The sequence below is a fragment of the Saccharothrix sp. AJ9571 genome (assembly GCF_021725495.1).
Lineage (GTDB): Bacteria > Actinomycetota > Actinomycetes > Mycobacteriales > Pseudonocardiaceae > Amycolatopsis > Amycolatopsis magusensis.
Map to the genome: position 1 here is coordinate 7,851,404 of NZ_CP091382.1, position 21,108 is coordinate 7,872,511.

The window sequence follows — 21,108 nt, forward strand, 5'->3', positions numbered from 1 at the left end:
CCCCGCGAATCCGTTCGTGGGGGTCGTGGCCGGCCGAGGTGTGCGGTGATGGGGTTGTGCCACACGCCTCGGGGAGGCCCTGGTTGCTGGGGTCGTGGGCGGCTGGTGACGTCACACTCGCGCGGGCGGGTGGCGCACCTAGTGGCCGGCGGTCAGCTCTCCGGTGAGCTTGCCGTGCATGACCGCGCTGTGCTTGTTCAGGCCCACGATCTCGACGGTCTTCCCGCGGGCGGCGTATTTGGTGGTGATGGCGTCGAGTGCGGCGACGGTGGAGGCGTCCCAGATGTGGGCGTCGGAGAGGTCGACGATCACGCTGTCCGGGTCGTTCGCGTAGTCGAACTGGTAGACCAGGTCGTTGCTGGAGGCGAAGAACAGCTCGCCGGTGACCACGTAGACCACCTGGCCGCGCTCGGGATCGGCGACCGCGCTGACCTCCACCAGGTGCGCGACACGGCGGGCGAAGATGACCATCGCGGTGATCGAGCCGACGACCACGCCGATGGCCAGGTTGCCGGTGGCCACGACCACGGCGACGGTGATGGCCATGACGGCGATCTCCCCGGCGGGCATCCGCTTCAGCGTGGCCGGGGCGACGCTGTGCCAGTCGAAGGTGCCGAAGGCCACCAGCACCATCACCGCGACCAAAGCGGCCATCGGGATGTCGGAGACGACGGGGCCGAACACGATGCACAGCACCATCAGGAACGCCCCGGCCAGGAAGGTCGACAGGCGCGTGCGGGCACCGGCGGTCTTGACGTTGATCATGGTCTGGCCGATCATCGCGCACCCGCCCATACCGCCGAAGAACCCGGTGACCACGTTGGCGACGCCCTGGCCGATCGCCTCGCGGGTCTTGTTCGAGTGGGTGTCGGTGATGTCGTCGACCAGCTTCGCGGTCATCAGCGATTCCATCAGCCCGACCAGCGCGAAGGCGAACGCGTACGGCGCGAGCAGCACCAGGGTGTCCACGGTGAACGGAACCTCGGGGATCCCTGGCACGGGGAGCGAGTCCGGCAGCGCGCCCTTGTCCCCCACCGTGGGAACCGCGACGCCCGCGGCGATCGTCAAGGCCGTGAGCGCCACAATGGACACCAATGGCGCCGGGATCACCTTGGTGAGCTTGGGGAAGAGCACCATGATCCCGAGCCCGGCGGCGAACAGCGGGTACACCGGCCACGGCACGTCGATCAGTTCCGGTACCTGCGCCAGGAAGATCAGGATCGCCAGCGCGTTGACGAAGCCCACCATCACACTGCGCGGCACGAACCGCATCAGCCGGGCGACCCCCAGCGACCCCAGCACGATCTGGAACAGACCACCCAGGATGACCGTGGCGATGAGGTAGCTCAGGCCGTGCTCACGCGCCAGCGGGGCGACCACGAGCGCGATCGCCCCGGTCGCCGCGGAGATCATCGCCGCGCGACCGCCGGCGATCGAAATGACCACCGCCATGGTGAACGACGCGAACAATCCCACGCTCGGGTCGACCCCGGCGATGATCGAGAAGGAGATCGCCTCCGGGATCAGGGCCAGCGCGACGACCAGCCCCGCCAGGATCTCGGTGCGGGCCACCTTCGGCGACAACCACGACGGCCGCACGCCGCGCAGGCGCGCGGGGACCAAGGAAGAAGAACTCGGCACAGAAGACAACCTGACCTGCTCGGGCGCCGGTGGCGCATACCTCGTCGTGCCACCTCGGCAACTCTCACGTCACGTTAGATGAGAGATGTGCCGTCCCTGAAGGCGCCCCAGGAGAAGTGAGCTCAGGGTCACGCCGCGCCGACCACCACGGGGTGAACCGGGCACATCACCCGGACGAGGAGCGAGCCAACTCTGCTCTCACGTGACTGTTGCTCCAGGGTGGAGGACACATTTCGGCGACGACCCCGCTCGATTCGCGCGGGAGCGGAGGTGCGGCCAGTGGGCATGGTGTCGGCCACAGCACCGGCGATGGCGCGGGCGGTCCAGCGGCGGCCGGGCGCCCGGCCAAGGCCGTTCCGGCGGTCGTGGCTGGCGTTGCCGCTGGCCACGATCGCTGTCGCGCTGGCGATCCCGTTCGCGCCGGTCGAGGCCGAGCAGGCCGAGGTGCTGTGGCCGCGAGCCGGGCAACCCGCGCGGTCCTCGGTGGCGATGTTCCTGCCGTACCGTCCCCTGGAACTCGAAGTCGCGGTGGCGTGCGCAGCGGTCGCCACCGCCGCGCCCGGGGCGACCACCACCGCCTTTGCGACCTTTCCCGCCGACGCCGAAGAAGCACGCGGTCAAGGGCTGGCACTGCAGATCCGCGACCGGCAGCTGGTGAGCGTCTTCGACGATCGCGAGCACCCGCTCGGGCCGGTGCCCACCGGCGACTGCGAATACCGGGTGCACGCCGGAGGCGGCGGACTGCGCACGACGGTGCGGTCCGCCGCCGGGGAGCGGGAACTGCTGCGTGCGGACGCACTGGTACCGCAGGTGGTCGCGTTCGTGACGGACCTGCCCGCCGACGGAACAGCCGGTGCCGTGTCGGCCCGGGCGCAGGCCGACGCCCGCTTCCAGACCTCCCCCGCACCGCTGAAGGTGGTGTTGATGGTGGCGTTCGCGGTCGGCGCGCTCGGCTGCGTCATCGCCGGGTTCAGGATCTTCGGGCACCGCCGCGGGAGTCCGGGAGCGAGGTTGGCGTGGCGCTCGGACGCCGCGTGGACCGGGCTGGTCGGTGCCGGTATCGCCGCCTGGGGTGTGCTGGGGCCGCAAACCGTGGACGACGGCTGGTTCCTCGGCATGCACCGCAACCTCGGGGCCTCCGGGTTCGCGGGCGACTACTACATGGCGCTCAACGCGGCCGAGACACCGGCCATCCTGCTGCAGTACCTGTTCGCCCCCTTGTTCCAGGTGAGCTGGGCGCCGCTGATGACCCGGGTGCCCGCCATGGTGGCCGGGCTGGCGATCTGGCTGCTGCTGCTGGGCATCACCCGCCTGCTGCGCCGGCACACCGACGCGGTCCGGGTGCCCACCTCCCTGCTCGCGGCGGCGTTCGCCGTGGTGTGGATGTCCGGCGGTGTCGGCCTGCGTCCGGAGCCCTTCGTCGTGCTGTGCACCGGTATCAGCGCCTACACCGCGGTCCGGGCACGGCTGACCGGGAACCCGGGCTGGCTGATCGTCGGCGGGCTCGCGGCGGGAGCGTGTTTCGCGGTGACCTCGACCGGGATGCTCGCCCTGATCCCCCTCGCGCTCGGGGTGCTGGTCACCGCGGACCGGTTGCCCGTCGACCGGCCCCCGGTGCTGTTCCTCGCGCTGGTGGCCGCGGCCGTTGCCGTGGCCTCCCCGCTGGTGTTCCTGGATTCCGGCATCGGCGGTTTCGCCGACTCCGCCGGAGCCCGGTACTGGTACGGCGCGGCACAGAGCTGGTACGGCGAGTTCAGCCGGTACCAGATGCTGCTCGGCGGGGTCGCCGACGACTTTACCTTCGAACAGCACCCCGCACGGCGCCTTCCGGTGCTGCTGAGCATCGCCCTGCTGGTGATCGTCATCGTGCTCAGTCCCCGCCACCAGCCGGGGCACACGTTCTCCGGCGTGTTCAGCTGGCCGTTCGCCTGGCTCGGGCTGGGACTGGCCGCGCTGCTGCTGACGCCCACCAAGATCGCCTCGCACTTCTCGGCGCTGGACTTCTTCGCCGCACTGGTGATCGCCTACGGTCTGGCCGCGCTCCCCCGGGCGTTCGCCCGCGAACGAGCGGGCTGGGTGATCCGGTTCTCGGTGCTGTTCGTGATCACCGTCGTGATCAGCCTCGTGTGGTACGGGCCGAACTCGTGGTGGGGATATCACCGGTTCGGCATGCCGTTCCTCGATCGGCGCCTCGCCGACGGTCTGCCCGCCGATCCGGCGGTCCTGCTCCTGTTCGGTGGCGTGGCCGCCGGAGTGCTCCTGCTCGGGCAACGCCGCCGCGGCGTCACCGGCGGCGATGACCAGCCGTGGCCGACCCGGCTCGCCGGGTGGACCGCGATCGTTCTCGCCGGCACCTCGGTCGCCGCCATGCCCGTCCTCCTGATGGGGCTGCACGGCAAAGCGGCGCTCAACCAGCACGCCGCCGGTTCGTGGTCGCCCGTGCACGCCAACCTCGACTCGATCACGGGACAGACCTGCGGAGCCGCCGACGCGGTCCGGCTGGCCGACGGCGGCACCCTCCACGAACGGGTCGGGCAAGTACCCGGTCCGGTGCTGGTCGACTGGCCGATCTCGGTCTGGTACCCCTGCGCCCGGCTCCCCGTCCTCGCCGACGGGCTGGTCGAACCACCCGTGCTGCTGCTGCGCGCACCCCACCACTACGGGCACCACGGCGACCTGACCCGCAGCTACCGGCCCTACGGCGGCGCTTTCGCCGCGCTGGGATCGGTGGCGACCTACCGCGAGGTACCCGCGTCCCTCCCCGGCCACGCCGACCCCGCGGCGTGGGGCACGCTGTCCGAAGTCCACTACCGCTACCCCACCGACGGTTTCGACAAGCACGTCACGACGACGACGAAGCCCGGGTGGTGGCGGGGCCCGTCCTACGCCGGCGAGGACTACACCGGCCAGCCCGCCCCTTCCTGACCACGCTGGCCGGCGAAAGCAAGAGCACGCTGACTACGCTGTGCCGATGAGCAGGCGTTTCCAGGAACTGGATTGGCGTTCGACCCCGTTGGGCGAGCTGGTGCTGCGCCGGCGCTGGGATCCCACGGTGGACAAGGACGTGCTGGAGATCAAACTCGACGACGAGTTCCTGATGTCGAGCCTGTTCACCGTCGCCGAGGTGGAACTGGGTCGCCGGGCGCTGGCCGAGCTGACCGGAACGGCCTTCGACGTCGTGGTGGGCGGTCTCGGCCTGGGCTACACCGCGCAGACGGTGCTCGACGACCGGCGCGTCGGTTCCCTGTCCGTGATCGAAGCACTCGATGCCGTGATCGAGTGGCACGAGGGTGGGCTGATCCCCGCAGGTGCGGCCTTGAGCGCGGATCCCCGGTGCACTTTCGCACCCGGCGACTTCTTCGCGATGCTCCGCTCCCCCGAAGGCCTTGGCGGGACCGTGCCCTGGCGGAAATTCCATGCCATCGTGGTCGACATCGACCATTCGCCGCGGCACGTGCTGCATCCCAGTCACGCGGATTTCTACGAACCAGCGGGACTGCGGCGCGTCGCCGAGCACCTCCACCCGGGTGGCGTGTTCGGCCTCTGGTCGAACGACCCGCCCGACCAGGAGTTCACCGCGGCGCTGACCAGCTGTTTCGCGCGAGCGCGAGCCGAGGTCGTCAGTTTCGCCAACCCGCTTCAGCAACGCGAGGCCACCGCCACCGTCTACCTCGCGACGACAGCACCCGCGGACTGACCGCCGCGACGAACCAGTTCCCGTCCACGACGACCGGCAGGTGCTCCCGTCACGAGCACAGCCGTCCTACCGTACTCTCACGTCAAAGTAGATTCATCGCGCGGAGACGGTCGGCGGGCCGGGCAGGAGTGAGCAGGTGACGGCGGAGACCCCGGTCCCCCTCTCGGGCGGCGATGTGGTGGCGCAAGCCCGGCGAAGGCGCACCTTCGCCGTGATCAGCCATCCGGATGCGGGCAAGTCGACGTTGACCGAGGCACTGGCGCTGCACGCGAAGGTGATTTCCGAGGCGGGCGCGGTGCACGGCAAAGCCGGGCGGCGCGGGGTGACTTCGGACTGGATGGAGATGGAGCGCGCCCGCGGCATTTCCATCACCTCGGCCGCCCTGCAGTTCGCCTATGGCGACGCCGTGATCAATCTGCTGGACACGCCGGGGCACTCGGACTTCTCCGAGGACACCTACCGGGTGCTCTCGGCGGTGGACTCGGCGGTCATGCTGCTCGACGCCGCCAAGGGCCTGGAACCGCAGACCTTGAAGCTGTTCGACGTCTGCCGCTACCGGGGGATCCCGGTGATCACCTTCATCAACAAGTGGGACACCCCCGGCCGGGACGCCCTGGACCTGTGCGACGAGCTGACCGACCGGATCGGGTTGCAGCCCATGCCGCTGACCTGGCCGGTCGGTCCCGCCGGGCACCTCCGCGGCGTACTCGACGTCACCGCGGCGGATTTCGTGCCCTACCGGCAATCCGCGGGTAACACCACCACCCCGCCCGAGGAACACCTCACTCCCGGGCAAGCCGAAGCCGCGGCCGGAGACGAGTGGACACGGGCGAGGGAAGAGTCGGAACTGCTGCGCGCCTCCGGCGGGGAATTCGACGTCGCCCGCTTCTCCGATGCCACGGCGACTCCGGTGCTCTTCGGCGCGGCAGTGCGCAATTTCGGCGTCCGCCGCCTGCTGGACCTGATGGTCGAACTGGCGCCGGAGCCGGCACCACGGACCGACGTCGACGGCACGACCCGCGCGCTGGACGCCCCGTTCTCGGCGTTCGTGTTCAAAGTGCAGACCGGCATGGATCGGGCCCACCGCGACCAGGTGGCCTTCGCCAGGGTGTGCTCGGGGATGTTCGAACGCGGCATGGTGGTCACCAACGCGACCACCGGGAAACCGTTCGCCACCAAGTACGTCCAGCAGATGTTCGGCCAGCGTCGCTCCACTGTGGACACCGCCTACCCCGGTGACGTCATCGGGCTGGTCAACGCCACCGCGTTGCACGTCGGCGACACCCTGCACGCGGGCAAACCCGCGGTGCGCTTCCCCGGCCTGCCCAGCTTCGCACCCGCGCACTTCGCCGTGGCCCGGCCCGCCGACCTCGGCCGCGCCAAGCAGTTCCGCAAGGGCGTCGACCAACTGGGCGCGGAGGGGGTCGTGCAGGTGCTGCGTTCGGACCGGCGCGGGGACGCCGCCCCGGTGTTCGCCGCGGTGGGGCCGATGCAGTTCGAGGTCGCCGCGCACCGCCTGGCCACCGAGTTCACCGCACCGGTGCGCCTGGAAACCCTGCCCTACCACACGGTGCGGCGATTGGCCGACCCCCAGCAGCGCTCCATCGTCGACTCAGGACGCCACAGCGAGGTGCTCACCCGCCTCGACGGCACGGACCTGGCGTTGTTCGCCGAGGAACTCGACCTGCGCGTCATGCTGCGCCGCAACCCCGAACTGCTCCTCGAACCGCTGGTGGCCGAAGGCGGCTGATCAACGCCGTGGCTTGCTCGCAGCCGGCTTCTTCCGCTTCCGTCCCAAGGCCGTGATGTGGGACCGCAGCAGGACCTCGAACTCCTCGGCGATGGCCAGCTTCGCCCGCAGGTCAGCACACGCTTTTCCGGTGGCTTCGCGGAACTCGGCCAGCCGCGCTGCCGGGTCCTCGATTTCCGGGCTGCCCGGGGTCGGATCGAGGATCGCCAGCAGGTCGCGCATCTCCTCCAGCTGGAAACCCAGTGGTTTCATCCGCTTGATCAGCTGGAGCCGGTCGATGTCCGGTTCCGTGTACAGCCGGAACCCGCCCTGACTGCGCGCGCTGGGCACCACCAGCCCGACTTCCTCGTAGTACCGGATCGTGCGCAGGGACAGCCCGGTGCGCTCGGCGACCTCGCCGATCTGCATCTGCTCGCCCACACCGATTCCCTTCCTCGACCAGGTCATCCAGCGCATGACCGCCCCACCCAGCGAGGCTGCCGCGACAATACCCTCACGTCACGGTACTCCCGGTGCTCGGTGCGCCGCGGTCGATGAAGCGCGAGTTATTACGACGGGCTTACGAACCCGCGCGCGCCGGATCGGTGCTGCCGCGCACCGCTTACTGTCGGCGCCGCATACCGTTCGCTACGAAAGGTGTTCGCGTGAAGCTCTTGCGGTCCGTGGGACTGGTGATCGCCACATTCGGGCTGATCGCGGGGTGCGGCACGCCCGCGGACACCGGCGGGACGCCCGGCACACCACCGGCCCCGGCCACGACGGGAACCACGGAACCGGCTGCGGCGGCCGTGGCCGAACAGCTCCGGTTCACCGTGAAAACCGTCGACGGCAAGGACTTCTCCGGACAGAACCTCGCGGGCAAGCCCGCGGTGCTGTGGTTCTGGGCACCGTGGTGCCCGGTGTGCCGGCGGGAAGCCCCGACCGTGGCCAAGGCGGCGCAGGCCGGCACCGGCACCACCTTCGTCGGGGTCGCCGCCCAGGACCAGGTGCCCGCGATGCGGGAGTTCGTGGCCAAGTACGAACTGGGCACCTTCGAGCACCTCGCCGACCTCGACGCCGCGGTGTGGAAGCGGTTCGGCGTGACCGCGCAACCGGCGTTCGCGTTCATCGGCGCGGACGGCTCGGTGGATGTGGTCAAGGGCACGCTGTCCGAAGAGGACCTCGCCACGCGCGTCAGCGCGCTCACCGGCACCTGACGGCGTGGACCCGCAGACGCTGGGCTTCGCGCTGGCCGCCGGCCTGGTCGCGGCGTTGAACCCGTGCGGCTTCGCGATGCTGCCCGCCTACCTGACCCTGGTGATCGCCGGCAACGACGGTGGGACGCGCGGCCGTACCGCGCTGGTGGGGCGGGCACTGGCGGCCACGGCCGCGATGGCGCTGGGGTTCCTGGTGGTGTTCGGGATATTCGGGCTCGTCGTCGCGCCGCTGGCGGCCTCGGTGCAGCAGTACCTGCCCGCGATCACCGTGGTGATCGGCACCGCGCTGCTCGGGCTCGGCGTCTGGATGCTCACCGGCCGGGAACTCACCCTGTTGCTGCCCAAGCTGAGCAAGGGCGCGCCGACCGCGCGGCTGGGCTCGATGTTCGGCTACGGCCTGGCGTATGCGATCGCGTCGCTGTCCTGCACGATCGGGCCCTTCCTCGCGGTCACCAGCGCCACCTTCCGCAGCGGCTCCGTCCTCGGTGGCGTCACCGCCTACCTCGCCTACGGCCTGGGCATGACCCTGGTCGTCGGCGTGCTCGCGACCGCCGTCGCGCTGGCCGGTTCCACCGTGACCACCGGCTTCCGCCGGATACTGCCGCACGTCAACCGGATCGGTGGCGGACTGCTCGTCGTCGTCGGCCTGTACGTCGCCTACTACGGCGTGTACGAACTACGGCTGTACTTCGGCGACGGCGACGCCGCAGACCCCGTGATCGAGGCCGCCGGTGCCATCCAGGAAACCCTGGCCGGCTGGGTCGACACCATCGGCGTGCTGCCACTGCTGGGCGTTCTCGCCGCGATGATCCTCGGCGCCGTCGTGCTCGGCCGCCGCAAGGCCGCCAAGCGCGGGCCGGGATGACGGCTGCGAACGCTTGGTCCACTCAGGACGACGGCAGGCAGGCTCAGGTGTCGTCGCGGCGTTCGTAGACGTCGGGGATGCCGTCGGCGTCTTCGTCGAGGTTCTCCATGTCGTGGATTCGCCGGTACACCCGGTTGCGGGCGCGCAGGATGATCGCGGCGAGCAGCGCGGCGAGCAGTGATCCGACGAGGATGGCGACCCGTGCGTGATCGTCCGGTTCGCTGCCCGCGCCGAAGGCCAGTTCGCCGATGAGCAGCGAGACGGTGAATCCGACGCCGCCGAGCATGGCCAGGCCGAACACGTCCACCCAGCCGAGCCCGTCGTCGAGTTCGGCCTTGGTGAATCGGGACAACAGCCAGGTGGCGCCGGAGATCCCGATCGTCTTGCCCACCACCAGACCGGCGACGATGCCGAGCGCCACCGGGTCGGTCAGCGCGCTGCGCAGGCCGTCCCAGCCACCGAGCGGGACACCGGCGGCGAACAGCGCGAACACGGGCACGGCGAACGCCGAGGACAACGGCCTGAACCGGTGTTCGAAGTGCTCGGCCAGACCGGGGCCGGCATCCGGTCCCCCGGCGCGTTCGCTACGCAGCACCGGCACGGCGAAGCCAAGCAGGACCCCGGCGACGGTGGCGTGCACGCCTGACTCGTGGACACACACCCAGGTCAGGGCAGCCAGCGGGAGGAGCAGCCACCAGGACCGGACCCGGTACTGCACCAGCAGGGTGAAAATCCCCAGCGGGACCAGTGCGAGCAGCAACGGCACGATCCGCAGGTCATCGGTGTAGAACAGGGCGATGATCAGGATCGCGATCAGGTCGTCCACCACGGCCAGGGTCAGCAGGAAGGTGCGCAGCGCGGAGGGCAGGAAGCGCCCGACCACCGCCAGTACGGCCAGTGCGAAGGCGATGTCGGTGGCGGTGGGGATCGCCCAGCCGCGGGCCGCTTCACCGCCGCCGGAGTTGATCGCGAGGTAGATCAGCGCGGGAACGAGGACCCCGCCGCAGGCCGCGGCGATCGGCACCGCCGCGCGCCGGGGGTCGCGCAGGTCCCCGGCGACGAATTCGCGTTTGAGCTCGAGCCCGGCGACGAAGAAGAAGATGGCCAGCAGGCCGTCCGCGGCCCAGGTCGACACCGACAGGTCCAGGTGCAGAGTGGCCGGGCCGATCGTGAAGGAGCGTACCGATTCGTAGAAGTCGCTCCACGGCGAGTTGGCGAGCACCACCGCCACCACCGCGGCGGCGAGCAGCAGTGCGCCGCCGATCGTCTCCTTGCGGAGGATGTCGGCGATCCGCCGGGTTTCGGGCCACGATCGGCGGCTGAACAGCGTCGGGCGAGTCCGGGGGGTTCGGTTCACGTCTTGCCGGTCTCCTGCGTCTCTCCGGCGGTTTGCGCCACCGGTCGCGTAACCCTCGCCCCCGGTCGGGGCGAGGGTGCCGACCAGACTTCCCGGCGCACCACGCGCAAAGATGCCGCAAAGAAGCGGCCGGGGCAAATCGCGACAGCCGATGGTGTGGCGACCTTGATGGGCTCGAGCGCGATCAAGGGTCAGGCTGGTGGAGAAGGTGCCCGCACTGATCGGCCGGTGGAAGCCGGACCGAACCGCTGACAAGCGCCCCGGGCAGGGGTACGGTTCCCGCAGGTGCGCCGGGAAGCCTGGTCGGCAGTCGCTTCCGACTGTCAACGAGAGGCTTCCCATGGCCGGCAACGCCATCCACACAGCCATCCGCATGCGGGGACTGAGCAAGCGCTTCGGGCCCACCACCGCGGTCCGCGACTTGTCCCTGTCCGTACCGGCCGGTGAGGTCTTCGGCTTCCTCGGGCCGAACGGCGCGGGGAAGTCGACCACCATCCGGCTGCTGCTCGGGCTGATCCGCCCGTCCGCGGGCACCGCCGAGATCTTCGGCGATCCGGCAGGCGACGTCCGGCGGGCACACCGCCACCTGGCCCACGTCCCGGCTGACGTGACCCTGTGGCCGTCGCTGACCGGCCGGGAGATCCTCACCCTGCTCGGCAGGATCGGGCCACCGCCGGACATCGCCTACCGCGCCGAGCTGGTCGAGCGTTTCGAACTGGACCCCGGCAAGCGCGCCAAGGCCTACTCCACCGGCAACCGCCAGAAGGTCGCCCTGGTGGCGGCCTTCGCCAGCCGGGCGCCACTGCTGGTGCTCGACGAGCCCACCAGCGGGCTGGATCCCTTGATGGAGCGGGAGTTCCAGCGTTGCGTGCACGACGCCCGCAAGCGCGGCCAGACCGTGTTCCTCAGCTCTCACCTGCTCGCCGAGGTCGAGGCCGTGTGCGATCGTGTCGGCATCCTGCGGGCCGGCGAGCTGGTCGAGGTCGCCGGCCTCCCCGAGCTGCGCCGATTGCGCCGCACCGAGGTCGAAGTCGCCTACACCGGCGCGGCACCGCGCCTGTCCGGCATACCGGAGATCAGCGGGGTCGAACGGCTCGACGGTGCCCGGCTGCGGTTTTCGCTGGCAGGCCCACCGGCGGCGGCCCTGCGGGCGCTGACCGAGACCACGGTGACCGGCATCAGCATGCGCGAACCCAGCCTCGCCGAGATCTTCCTCGACTACTACGGCGAGCCGGTCCGATGATCGGCCTGGCCATCCGGCAACTCCGGTTCGGCGCCGCCGCGATCATCGCGATCACCGCCGGGATGTCGGCGCTGGTCGCCGCGCAGTACCAGACCACCTTCGCCGGCGCGCTCGACAACGACGCACTGCGGGCGCTGGCCGCCGACCCCGCCATCCGGACGCTGTTCGGCGAACCGGTCGCGCTCGACGATCCCGGCGGATTCACCGTGTGGCGCACCGGGACCCCGATCGGTGTGCTGGTCGGGGTCTGGGCCGCGCTGACCGCGACCCGGCTGACCCGCGGCGACGAGGACGCGGGCCGCCTGGACCTGCTGCTGTCCGGCACGACCACCGCACGCGGCCTGCTCGCCCGCCGGCTCATCGTGATCGCCGCGGCTGTGACGCTGTCCGGGATCGGCGTGAGCCACGCGCTGCTCATCACCGGCACCGCACCGGCCGGGGCGGTGCTGCACGGCGCCGGGATCGCCGCACTGGGCCTCGTGTTCGCCGCGGTCGGGGTGCTCACCGCGCAGTTGCTGCCGTCGCGGTCGCCGGCCACCGGCGCGGCGGTGGGTGCGTTGGGGGCCGCCCTGCTCGCCAGGATGATCACCGACGGCATCGACGCACCGGACTGGGTCCGATGGCTCACACCTTTCGGCCTGTTCGGCCAGCTCCAGCCCTATGCGGCCAACCGCGTCGCGCCACTGGCCGGGCTCGGCGCGCTGGCGGTCGTGCTCGCCGCGGCCGCGATCGTCGCCGCCGGTCGCCGAGACCTGCACAGCGCACCACTGGCACTCGACGCCCGTCGCCGCGCACGCACCCGCCTGCTCCACTCGCTGACCGGGTTCGCGCTGCGCCGCGCACTGCGGCCGTGGACCGGCTGGCTGCTCGGCGTGGCCGCCTACTTCGCCCTCATCGGGTCGCTGACCAACTCCATCAGCGAATTCCTCAGCGACAACGCCCGTTTCAGCGAACTCGCCGCGGGAGCGGGTTTCGGCGGCCTCGGCTCCCCCGACGGCTTCGCCGCCACGATGTTCAGCCTGCTGGCCATCCCCACCGGCGTCTACGCCGCGGTGAGAACCGGCTCCTTCGCCGAGGACGAAACCAGCCGGCGAGCGACGCTGCTGTTCGCCATGCCGTTCTCCCGCCGGAAACTGCTCGGCAGCGAACTCGCCATCACCACGGCCGGAACCCTGCTGCTGGCCACCGGCGCCGGACTCGCGCTGTGGGCGGGTGCCGCCGCGGCCGGCGCCCCGCTCGGGTTCACCGCCGCCGTCCACGGCGCGTTGAACATCATCCCGATCGCGTTGCTTTCGCTCGGCGCGGCCATCGCCGGGCTCGGCTGGCTACCTCGTGCGACCGTGGCACTCGGCGCCCTTCCGGCGGTGGGCGGCTTCTTCTACCAGGTCGTGGCCCAGAGCGCAGGGGCTCCGGACTGGGTCCTCGGCTTCTCCCCCTTCACCCACATCGCCGCCGTTCCACTAGCGCCACCCGACTGGCCCGGACTGGCCGGACTGCTGACCGTGTCTGCCGTGCTCACCGCGTTCGGCACGATCGGCTACACCCGACGGGACCTGGCGATCTGAACCCGGCGATCGGACCGCACCACTGCGCTGACCGAGCCGCCCGCCCGGCACCGTCCAGTGTGGACACTGAAGGCCGCGCTCCGGTCGACACCGGCTCGAAGACGGAGTACGGTTTTCCCAGGTGCGCCGGGAAGCCTGGTCGGCAGTCGCTTTCGACTGTCGACGAGAGGCTTCCGATGTCCGCAGGTGCGCACGTGATCCGTCTGGCCGACCTTGATTCCTCGATGATCGAGCTGGCCGGCGGCAAGGCCGCGGGTCTTGGCGAGATGATCCGGGCAGGTGAACGAGTCCCGGACGGGTTCTGCCTGACCGTCGAGTCCTACGTGGCGCGGGACCTGCCCGAGAAGGCACTGCTCGAGGCTTACCGGCAGCTCGGCGGGGGCCGGGTCGCCGTCCGGTCCAGCGCCACCGCGGAGGATCTGCCGGACGCGAGTTTCGCCGGCCAGCAGGACACCTTCCTCGACGTCGAAGGGGACGGACCGCTCGTCGACGCCGTCCGCGAGTGCTGGGCGTCCCTGCACAGCGACCGGGCCACCGCCTACCGCGCGGCTGCCGGGATCGACGACGCCGCGATGGCCGTGGTGGTCCAGCGGATGATCGACCCCGTCGTGGCCGGTGTCCTGTTCACCGCCAACCCGATCACCGGTTGCCGCACCGAGATGGTCGTCGACGCCGCTCCCGGCCTGGGCACCGCCGTCGTCGACGGTTCCGTCGTGGCCGATCACTACGTCCTCGGCGAGGGCTCGCCGGACTCACCGGAGGGCGGTTGCCTCGATGACCTCCAGCTCCGGCAGCTCCGCGATGCCGGACGGCGGCTGCAGCGGCATTTCGGTTCACCACAGGACATCGAATGGGCGATCGATCCGGCCGGCACGCTGTGGTTGCTCCAGTCGCGGCCGATCACCACCCTGTTCCCGCTTCCGCCCGGCACCGGCGAGACCCGCTTGTACCTCGAGTTCGGGCACATCCAGGGCATGCTGCGACCGTGCACGCCGATGGGTGTGTCGCTGCTCAAGATCGGTGCGGCCCAGTGGTTCCAGGCCCATGGTGTCCGAGACGCCCTGCTGGATCCGCTGCCTCGCCTGGTGCCGATCGGCGGTCGCCTCTACTTCGACCTGACCGACTTCATCCGGAGCACAGTCCTGCGAGACCAGCTGCCCACCTCCCTCGAAATCTACGGACCCCGGGTGCAGAGCTCGATGGAGCGCATGCTGACCGATCCGCGTTTCGCGCCCCGCCCCGGCCTGCCGTTCCGGCTGGGCAACGCCGTCCGGGTCACCGCGCTGCTCGCACCGAGCCTGCTCGCGGGGTTGGTGTCGAGCCTGGTTCGCCCGGATGCCGCCAGGGCCAGGGCGTACCGCGCCGTGGACGAGATCCGGCGCCGGACCGTTCCGCCGGAGACCGCCACGGCCGGAACACGGCTGGACTGGGTCGCCGAAGACTCCCACGGCGTGGTCATGAGCCGCGGCATGCTGGGCCTGATGGGGCCGTTGATGGCCGGGATCATGGTCGGCGCGGCCCCGGCCGCGCTCCTCGGCGACCTCGTTTCGGCCGAAGAACTCGACGTTGTCCTTGGTGGCATGCCGCACAACGTCACCACCGAGATGGATCTGGAACTCTGGGACCTCGCGGTGAAAGCCCGGGAACACCGTGCTCTGTTCCTCGGTACCGCGCCGGCCGAGCTCGCCACGAGATACCGCGCCGGCGAACTACCGGACATCGGGATGGCCCGCTTCCTGGACCGGTACGGCCTGCGCGCAGCCGCTGAAATCGACGTCGGCCTGCCCCGGTGGGAAGAGGACACCGCGCCGCTGTGGGCCACGATCGCCAACTACCTCCGTGTCGACGACCCCGCTCAGGAACCGGATCGGCGATTCCGGCTGGCCGCGGCGAAGGCGGAAGAAATGATCGACACACTGGCCAGGCGGGTGCGCCGCGAGCGGCCGATACGCGGCCGGATCGCCGTGTTCTTCATGCGCCGGTCCCGCCGGCTCACCGGCCTCCGCGAAATCGGGAAGTTCGCCTGGCTGCCCGCACTTCAGACCTCCCGCCGGCAACTGCTCATGATCGGCGAGCACCTGGTCACCCGGAGGCTGCTCGCTCGCGCCGACGACATCATGTTCCTCGATCTCGGGGAAGCACGATCGGCCGTGCGGCACGGGGCCGACCATCGTGACCTGGTGGCCCTGCGGCGCGCGGACTACCGGCGGGAGTTGCGGCGTCCCTCCGTTCCCGGCGCCCTGCTCTCCGATGGAACCGACGTGGAGGCTCTCGCGCCGACTGAGCCCGCGGAAGACGGCGTCCTGACCGGGATGGCCGGCGCGGCGGGCCGCGCGACCGGGAAAGCACGCGTGATCCGCGACCCCGCCGGGGCGCACATCGAACCCGGGGAAATCCTGGTGGCCCCCACCACCGACCCCGGCTGGACACCACTGTTCCTGACCACAGCGGGCCTGGTGACCGAAACCGGCTCACCGCTGGCACACGGCCCCACCGTGGCCAGGGAATACGGCATCCCCGCCGTCATCTGCGTCCGGAATGCCACTCGCGAGATCAAGACCGGACAGCTGATCACCATCGACGGAAGCGCAGGAACCGTCCGGATCGAGCGGTAACCGCCACCCCAGGTCAGTCTTGCTTGCGGCGGGTTTCTGTTGGTGATTACCCAGCACGAACGAAATGGCGGGACGCTCGTGACATCTTGCGAATGGCGTTATTCTTCCACAAACGCCACACAACGGTACGGGGATGACCATGACCACTGCCACGCCCATTGCCATCGACCAGGAATTGGTGGACGAAATCCGTGATCGGCTGTCGCGATCACCGTTGAGCCCGCTCACCGTTCCGCAGGGCGAACCGCCGAAGTACGCCAACGGCCCGGGGCAGCGGGCGTATGTCCAGAACGTCTACTCGACCATCAACGCCACCGGGATGAAAAAGGCCGCGAAGGATCTGCCGATGGGCCCGCCGCCGCGCGCGCTGTGGAGCGCGGAAAGGCTGACGGAAGCGGTCCGGGCCGACGCGGGCCGGACACCCCCGAGAACGGACCCGGTGACCATCGGCCTGGCCGGCAAAACCCTGGAGGAGCGCCGGAAGGAGTGGCTGGGCTACGCCAAGCAGATCGCCGAGGTGGCGGAGTTCTACGGCTACTGCAACCTCTACGCGACGGCCACGGTGGCCATCCTCGTCGCCGACAACAGCCCACTGGCGGCCGGCACCTCCGTCGAATTCGTGGGCTCGGGCGATCCGGCGACCGGCCACATGTTCGTGGTCGTCAACCGGGCCACCGGCTCGAACATCAACGACTCCGGCACCTGGGGACCCGACTTCATCGTGGTCGACTACTGGTACGCCTTGCAGAAGGGGGTGAGCCCGGTGTTCTGGTCGAAGGCCCAGACCGACGACTACATCGACTTCATCTACTTCATGTCACACCAGGGCAAGGACGGCGCTCAGAGCCAGATGAAGCTCTACGGCGAGTTCACGGCGAAGGCCTACAAGCCCTTCCCGGTCAAGTTGCTCGCCAAGGGCCAGGTCTGAGTGAAGGTCATCGGCCGGCGAGAGACACTGCCCGCCCGAACATCGTTCGCCAACTCAGGCTAGGCCATTCGGGCGTACGGGTATCGGCCATACCGACGCAGTGATAGGCTGGTTTTGTTGCTCAAGACCTCGGTGACGCACTCGCGAAACGCGAAAGCGCACCGAGGTCTTTTGCATTTCTTGCTCGCCCGCTGCCCGCGAGTTCAACCGGTGCGCACTGACGCTTTCAGTGCCTCTCAACGCGACACGTCGCACCAGTCGAGCATCGATGTATTCCCCACTGCAGGGAATCCGCGCGCAGCATTCTTTCGATTCCTGTACGCAAAACAAACGCAACATCAATACAGAGGAGAAATGTCATGGGTCTGGTCATCATCGGCGGCCTCGTCGACTCCGTGGTGGGCATCGTCACCGGAACCGTCTACGGCATCGTCGGCGCCGCGAGCTCCGTACTGGCCTCGCTGACCGGCGGTGCCCTGTAAGCGAAAACCGCCCCGACGGGCGACCAGAACGATCCGATCTCCCGCCGGGGCGCAAAAAGACCGGGCACCCCAGTGCCCGGTCTTCTGCTCGAACAGCCAGGGTTCCGGCCGGGATCGCCCGGCTATCCCACCTGGGGCGGGGTGCTGGGCCCCGGCTGCCGGTTCGTCCAGATCTGGTCGGTCAGGGTGCCGTGGATGATCTGGGCGGCGACGTCGCCGAGCCGGCGGTTGTGGCTGCGAGCGTAGGCACGCATCACCTGGAAGGCTTCGTCCATCGGCAGGCCGACGCGCTGGGCGAGCACCCCCTTGGCCTGCTCCAGCTGGACACGGCTGCTCAGTGCTGTCTGCAACTGGGTGGCCAGGAGTTCACCGGCGGCGATGGCGCGTTCCTGGATCAGTCCGACGGTGGCCACGTCGGCCATGGCCTGACCGATCTCCAGATCCGCCTCGCTCAACCGGCCGGGCGCGAACCGGAACAGGTTCAGCGCCCCGATGGTCTCCGCGCGCAGCCGCATCGGCAGCGCCTGCGCCGAGTGGAAACCGAGTTCCTGCAACTGCTCGGTGAACACCGGCCACGAGGTGCTCATCGCGGGCAGGTCGTCACGGGCCACCGGACGACCGGACCGGAAGCAGTCCAGGCACGGGCCCTCGTCGCTTTGCAACTCGTACAGTTCGAGCAGGCGGGCTTCCTCGGTGGAGGAGGCCATCACGTGCAGGCCACCGTGGGGATCCGCCAGCATGATGCCGGCCGCGTCGACGTCGAGCACCTCCACGCTGCGGGTGGCCAGCGTGTGCAGGAAGTCGATGACGTCGAAGTCGGCCACCAGTGTGTCCGCCAGGCCGACGAAGGTGCTGGCGAGAAGTTGTTCCCGGCTCGTCATGAGCCCACCGCCCGTATCTCGTTGGGGTCATGGCCGATCGTGCCGCGTGGTGGTGCCGGACTCGCTGTCGTTGAAACGCAGATGCCGGCTGACCACGTCGGCGGCGACGGCCGCCACCGTCCGCCCCGCAGTGTACGCGTGGGCGCGCAGCCGCAGCAGCGCGTCGGCGAGGCTGGTACCGAGTTGGACCGTGATCATCCCGGTCGCCTGGTGGACCACGGCCTGGCTGTCGATCGGCTCGGTCAGCGCGGCGTCCACCCCACCGTCCTCGTCGGTGTCCTGCAGGTGCAGGACCATGACGGTGGCCGCGTCGGCGAAGGCGAGCGCGTCGGCCAGGTCGGGGGCGTCGAGCGTTCCCGGCGTGTCGCGGTAGAGGTCGAGCACACCGACGCGGATGGCGCCGACCCGCAGCGGGAACGCGAAGATCGCGTGCACCCCGGCTTCGAGCACGGCGTCCCAGAACCGAGGCCACCGCGCCGACCCGTCGGCGGTGAGATCCGGTTGCAGCACCGGGCGGCCGCTGCTGGAGGCCTCCACGCACGGCCCCTCACCGAGGGCGAACTGCAGTTCCTCCAGCTGCCGGGCTCGCCCATCGGTGGCCGCGAGCACCACCCCGCTGGGCCCGTCGGCGGTCATCAGCGCCACCCCGGCACCACTGATCGGCAACGCCGACAGGCATTCCGCGCACAACCTGGCGGGCAGCGTGACCCGTCTGTCCCCACGGGCGATCAGCGACAAGATCTCGGCGACTCGGGGATTGTGCATGGCGCGCCTACCCGGCCGGACCGGACGCGGGGACCGGTTCCGGCTCGGGAGGGGGTCGTGGTGGCGGGCGGACCGCCGTGGCCGTGGTCATGGAGTTGTCCCATCAGGATTTTTCGACTTCCGGTACTTCGTGCCCGCCGGAATTCGACGACGTCCGCCACCGAGAACGCGAGAACGGAGGAGAACTGTTCCACCGGTGAAACGCAAGAGGGCTCACCAAGGGCACGCGGTGGTCCGTGCTCACGAACCCGATCGCGGGTACACCCATCGTCCAGGTCCGGGAGGCGGGTTCGGACTCCCGAGCACCTGTGGTGGCCGTCGGTGTCGCCGGAGTCCGGGGCGATGCCCCCACCCTACGCCGAGCTGGCAGCCTTTCGCCCACCACGGTTCCTTGGTCTTCGCCTTCGGCCGAAATCCTTTGTGGACGCTTCAGCTGTCCGGACCGCGGTGGGATCGGCGCGGCGGATCCCGCTCGACCGGCGTAGCATGGGCGAATATGCCCCGGACCCCGGCGTACCGCTGAGCGAGGGCGATCCTGCCGGCCGGCCGTGATCTTCGGCTCGACGCCGGATCCGCCTTCACCGCGGCCGAAGCCGATCGGCTCCTCGAGCCGATCCGCGCCCGCCCACCAAGATCAGGGACCGGAAATGACGAACGCCTCCACCGTGAACCCCACCGTCCACGCCGCCACCGGCGACCACGAAGGCAGCCGGGCCAGCGCGCTCACCTCCACCCAGGGCACCACCACCATCGCCGACACCGTGGTCCGCAAGATCGCCGGTCTGGCCACGCACGAGGTCCCCGGCGTGTATTCGCTCGGCGGCGGCACCGCCCGCGCTTTCGGCGCGATCCGCGACCGCATCCCCGGTGCCGCGGCCAGCGCCGGGCAGGGCGTCTCCGTCGAGGTCGGCGACACCCAGGCCGCCGTGGACCTGCAGGTCCTCGTCGAATACGGCTACTCCATCGCCGGGCTGTCCAACGCCATCCGCGGCAACGTCATCACCGCCATCGAGCAGATGACCGGCCTGCAGGTCGTCGAAGTCAACATCAGCGTCACCGACGTCCACCTGCCCGGAGAAGAAGAGCCCGCACCCGACCCCCACCGCGTCGTCTGAGGCTGACCGCGTTGTACCGCTGAACTGTCGCATCTCTCCGGAAGCTGAGTTTTCGGGGACACCACACGATCATCGAAGTTAGTGCGCGGAGGAAATACGATGAATGCCGGTATGCTGAGCCGTTCGATCCTGGTCGGAGTGGACGGTTCCGAGTCCGCGTTGCACGCGGTGCGCTGGGCCGCCGAGGAGGCCAGGCGTCGTGGGGGTGCGCTGCGGTTGTTCCACGCCTGTTTCGTGCCGCCGTCCGCTCCCCACGTACCGGTGTCGTTGCCACGGACCTACGGTGAGGCGTTGCTCGACGAGGGACGGCAGTGGCTGGCCCAGGCCGCCGCGACGGCCGAGGAAACCGCCCCGGGCATCGAAACCAGCACCGACTTGCGCATCGGGACCGCGGCGGAACTGCTCGTGACCGAGTCCGCCACGGCCGCGCTGGTCGTGCTGGGCTCACGGGGACTCGGCGGCTTCAGCGGTCTGCTGATCGGTTCGGTTTCCGTGGCACTGGCCCACTACGGGCACTGCCCGGTGGTGGTCGTGCGGGGCGAGACACCGGAGAACGGTCCGATCGTGGTCGGCGTGGACAACTCCGCGAACTCCGACGCCGCGCTCGACTTCGCCTTCGGCACCGCCGCCGGGCGTGGCGTGCCGCTGATCGCCGTGCACACCTGGAACGACCTGTCCGTCGAACGCGGCTGGCCGGTGATGCCGCTGGAGGTGGACCACACCCTGATCGAGGAGGAAGAGGCACACGGGCTCACCGAGCACCTGACCCGCTGGCACGAGAAGTACCCCGACGTCGACCTGACCGAACGGTCCGTGCGGGATCGCCCGGTCCGCGGACTGCTCAAAGCCGCCGAAGGCGCGCAGTTGCTCGTGGTCGGCTCACACGGCCGCGGCGGTTTCGCCGGGATGTGCCTCGGCTCGACCAGTCAATCCCTGCTGCACCACGGCACCTGCCCCGTGGCGGTCATCCGCCCCGGCACGAGCCGCTGAAAGAGCGCACGAAACCTG

The 21,108-nt window shown here is 70.0% G+C and carries 17 protein-coding genes; 12 read left to right on the top strand and 5 right to left on the bottom strand.

Translation table 11 applies throughout. The features are described 5' to 3' along the window. Window positions 1-138: 138 nt before the first annotated feature. On the bottom strand, window positions 139-1,641 hold the full coding sequence (locus tag L3Q67_RS35355; RefSeq protein WP_499191717.1) for a SulP family inorganic anion transporter: 1,503 nt from the start codon (window positions 1,639-1,641) through the stop codon (window positions 139-141). A gap of 285 nt (window positions 1,642-1,926) precedes the next feature. Between L3Q67_RS35355 and L3Q67_RS35360 the strand changes: the two genes are divergently transcribed. The 3 genes from L3Q67_RS35360 (at window position 1,927) to L3Q67_RS35370 (ending at window position 7,088) form a co-directional block, all read left to right on the top strand. Then, a complete protein-coding gene (locus L3Q67_RS35360) occupies window positions 1,927-4,566 on the top strand; it encodes an arabinosyltransferase domain-containing protein (protein WP_499191718.1) in 2,640 nt (879 codons plus the stop codon). 46 nt (window positions 4,567-4,612) lie between these two features. Then, the gene (locus L3Q67_RS35365; protein ID WP_499185756.1) at window positions 4,613-5,338 is read left to right on the top strand and encodes a polyamine aminopropyltransferase; all 726 of its coding nucleotides are present in this window, start codon (window positions 4,613-4,615) and stop codon (window positions 5,336-5,338) included. A gap of 136 nt (window positions 5,339-5,474) precedes the next feature. Further along, the gene (locus tag L3Q67_RS35370; RefSeq protein WP_499185757.1) at window positions 5,475-7,088 is read left to right on the top strand and encodes a peptide chain release factor 3; all 1,614 of its coding nucleotides are present in this window, start codon (window positions 5,475-5,477) and stop codon (window positions 7,086-7,088) included. Here L3Q67_RS35370 and L3Q67_RS35375 read toward each other — a convergent pair whose 3' ends face one another. Continuing rightward, window positions 7,089-7,508, bottom strand: coding sequence for a MerR family transcriptional regulator (locus L3Q67_RS35375; protein WP_499185758.1), 420 nt, complete (start codon window positions 7,506-7,508; stop codon window positions 7,089-7,091). Between the two features lie 224 nt (window positions 7,509-7,732). Here L3Q67_RS35375 and L3Q67_RS35380 point away from each other — a divergent pair, with 224 nt between their 5' ends. Together L3Q67_RS35380 and L3Q67_RS35385 are read left to right on the top strand one after the other, a co-directional pair. Next, the gene (locus L3Q67_RS35380) at window positions 7,733-8,284 is read left to right on the top strand and encodes a protein disulfide oxidoreductase (protein WP_499185759.1); all 552 of its coding nucleotides are present in this window, start codon (window positions 7,733-7,735) and stop codon (window positions 8,282-8,284) included. A gap of 4 nt (window positions 8,285-8,288) precedes the next feature. Further along, window positions 8,289-9,149 (top strand): cytochrome c biogenesis CcdA family protein, encoded by an 861-nt coding sequence (locus L3Q67_RS35385; RefSeq protein WP_499185760.1) that lies wholly within the window; start codon window positions 8,289-8,291, stop codon window positions 9,147-9,149. 43 nt (window positions 9,150-9,192) lie between these two features. Here the strand turns inward: L3Q67_RS35385 and nhaA are convergent, their stop codons facing one another. Then, window positions 9,193-10,506, bottom strand: coding sequence for a Na+/H+ antiporter NhaA (gene nhaA / locus L3Q67_RS35390; protein ID WP_499185761.1), 1,314 nt, complete (start codon window positions 10,504-10,506; stop codon window positions 9,193-9,195). 340 nt (window positions 10,507-10,846) lie between these two features. Here nhaA and L3Q67_RS35395 point away from each other — a divergent pair, with 340 nt between their 5' ends. The 5 genes from L3Q67_RS35395 (at window position 10,847) to L3Q67_RS35415 (ending at window position 17,339) form a co-directional block, all read left to right on the top strand. Then, on the top strand, window positions 10,847-11,749 hold the full coding sequence (locus L3Q67_RS35395) for an ABC transporter ATP-binding protein (RefSeq protein WP_499185762.1): 903 nt from the start codon (window positions 10,847-10,849) through the stop codon (window positions 11,747-11,749). Further along, entirely contained in the window at window positions 11,746-13,314 is a 1,569-nt protein-coding gene (locus L3Q67_RS35400; protein ID WP_499185763.1) for an efflux permease Rv1217c-related protein, read from the top strand. The genes L3Q67_RS35395 and L3Q67_RS35400 overlap by 4 nt, the downstream gene beginning before the upstream one ends. Before the next feature lie 194 nt (window positions 13,315-13,508). Further along, window positions 13,509-15,929: a PEP-utilizing enzyme gene (locus L3Q67_RS35405; protein ID WP_499185764.1), complete on the top strand. Its 2,421-nt coding sequence runs from the start codon at window positions 13,509-13,511 to the stop codon at window positions 15,927-15,929. Window positions 15,930-16,062: 133 nt separating this feature from the next. Beyond that, window positions 16,063-16,857, top strand: a complete 795-nt coding sequence (locus L3Q67_RS35410; RefSeq protein ID WP_499185765.1) for a hypothetical protein — start codon at window positions 16,063-16,065, stop codon at window positions 16,855-16,857. 359 nt (window positions 16,858-17,216) lie between these two features. Next, on the top strand, window positions 17,217-17,339 hold the full coding sequence (locus tag L3Q67_RS35415) for a hypothetical protein (protein WP_499185766.1): 123 nt from the start codon (window positions 17,217-17,219) through the stop codon (window positions 17,337-17,339). Window positions 17,340-17,461: 122 nt separating this feature from the next. Here L3Q67_RS35415 and L3Q67_RS35420 read toward each other — a convergent pair whose 3' ends face one another. Beyond that, a complete protein-coding gene (locus L3Q67_RS35420) occupies window positions 17,462-18,220 on the bottom strand; it encodes a GAF and ANTAR domain-containing protein (RefSeq protein WP_499185767.1) in 759 nt (252 codons plus the stop codon). A gap of 27 nt (window positions 18,221-18,247) precedes the next feature. After that, complete coding sequence (locus tag L3Q67_RS35425; protein WP_499185768.1) at window positions 18,248-18,985, bottom strand: GAF and ANTAR domain-containing protein; 738 nt, start codon at window positions 18,983-18,985, stop codon at window positions 18,248-18,250. Between the two features lie 647 nt (window positions 18,986-19,632). On the opposite strand from L3Q67_RS35425, the gene L3Q67_RS35430 reads away from it, so the two are divergent. Next, window positions 19,633-20,100 (top strand): Asp23/Gls24 family envelope stress response protein, encoded by a 468-nt coding sequence (locus tag L3Q67_RS35430; RefSeq protein ID WP_499185769.1) that lies wholly within the window; start codon window positions 19,633-19,635, stop codon window positions 20,098-20,100. A 111-nt stretch (window positions 20,101-20,211) separates the two neighbouring features. Then, window positions 20,212-21,090, top strand: coding sequence for a universal stress protein (locus tag L3Q67_RS35435; protein WP_499185770.1), 879 nt, complete (start codon window positions 20,212-20,214; stop codon window positions 21,088-21,090). Window positions 21,091-21,108 lie beyond the last annotated feature (18 nt).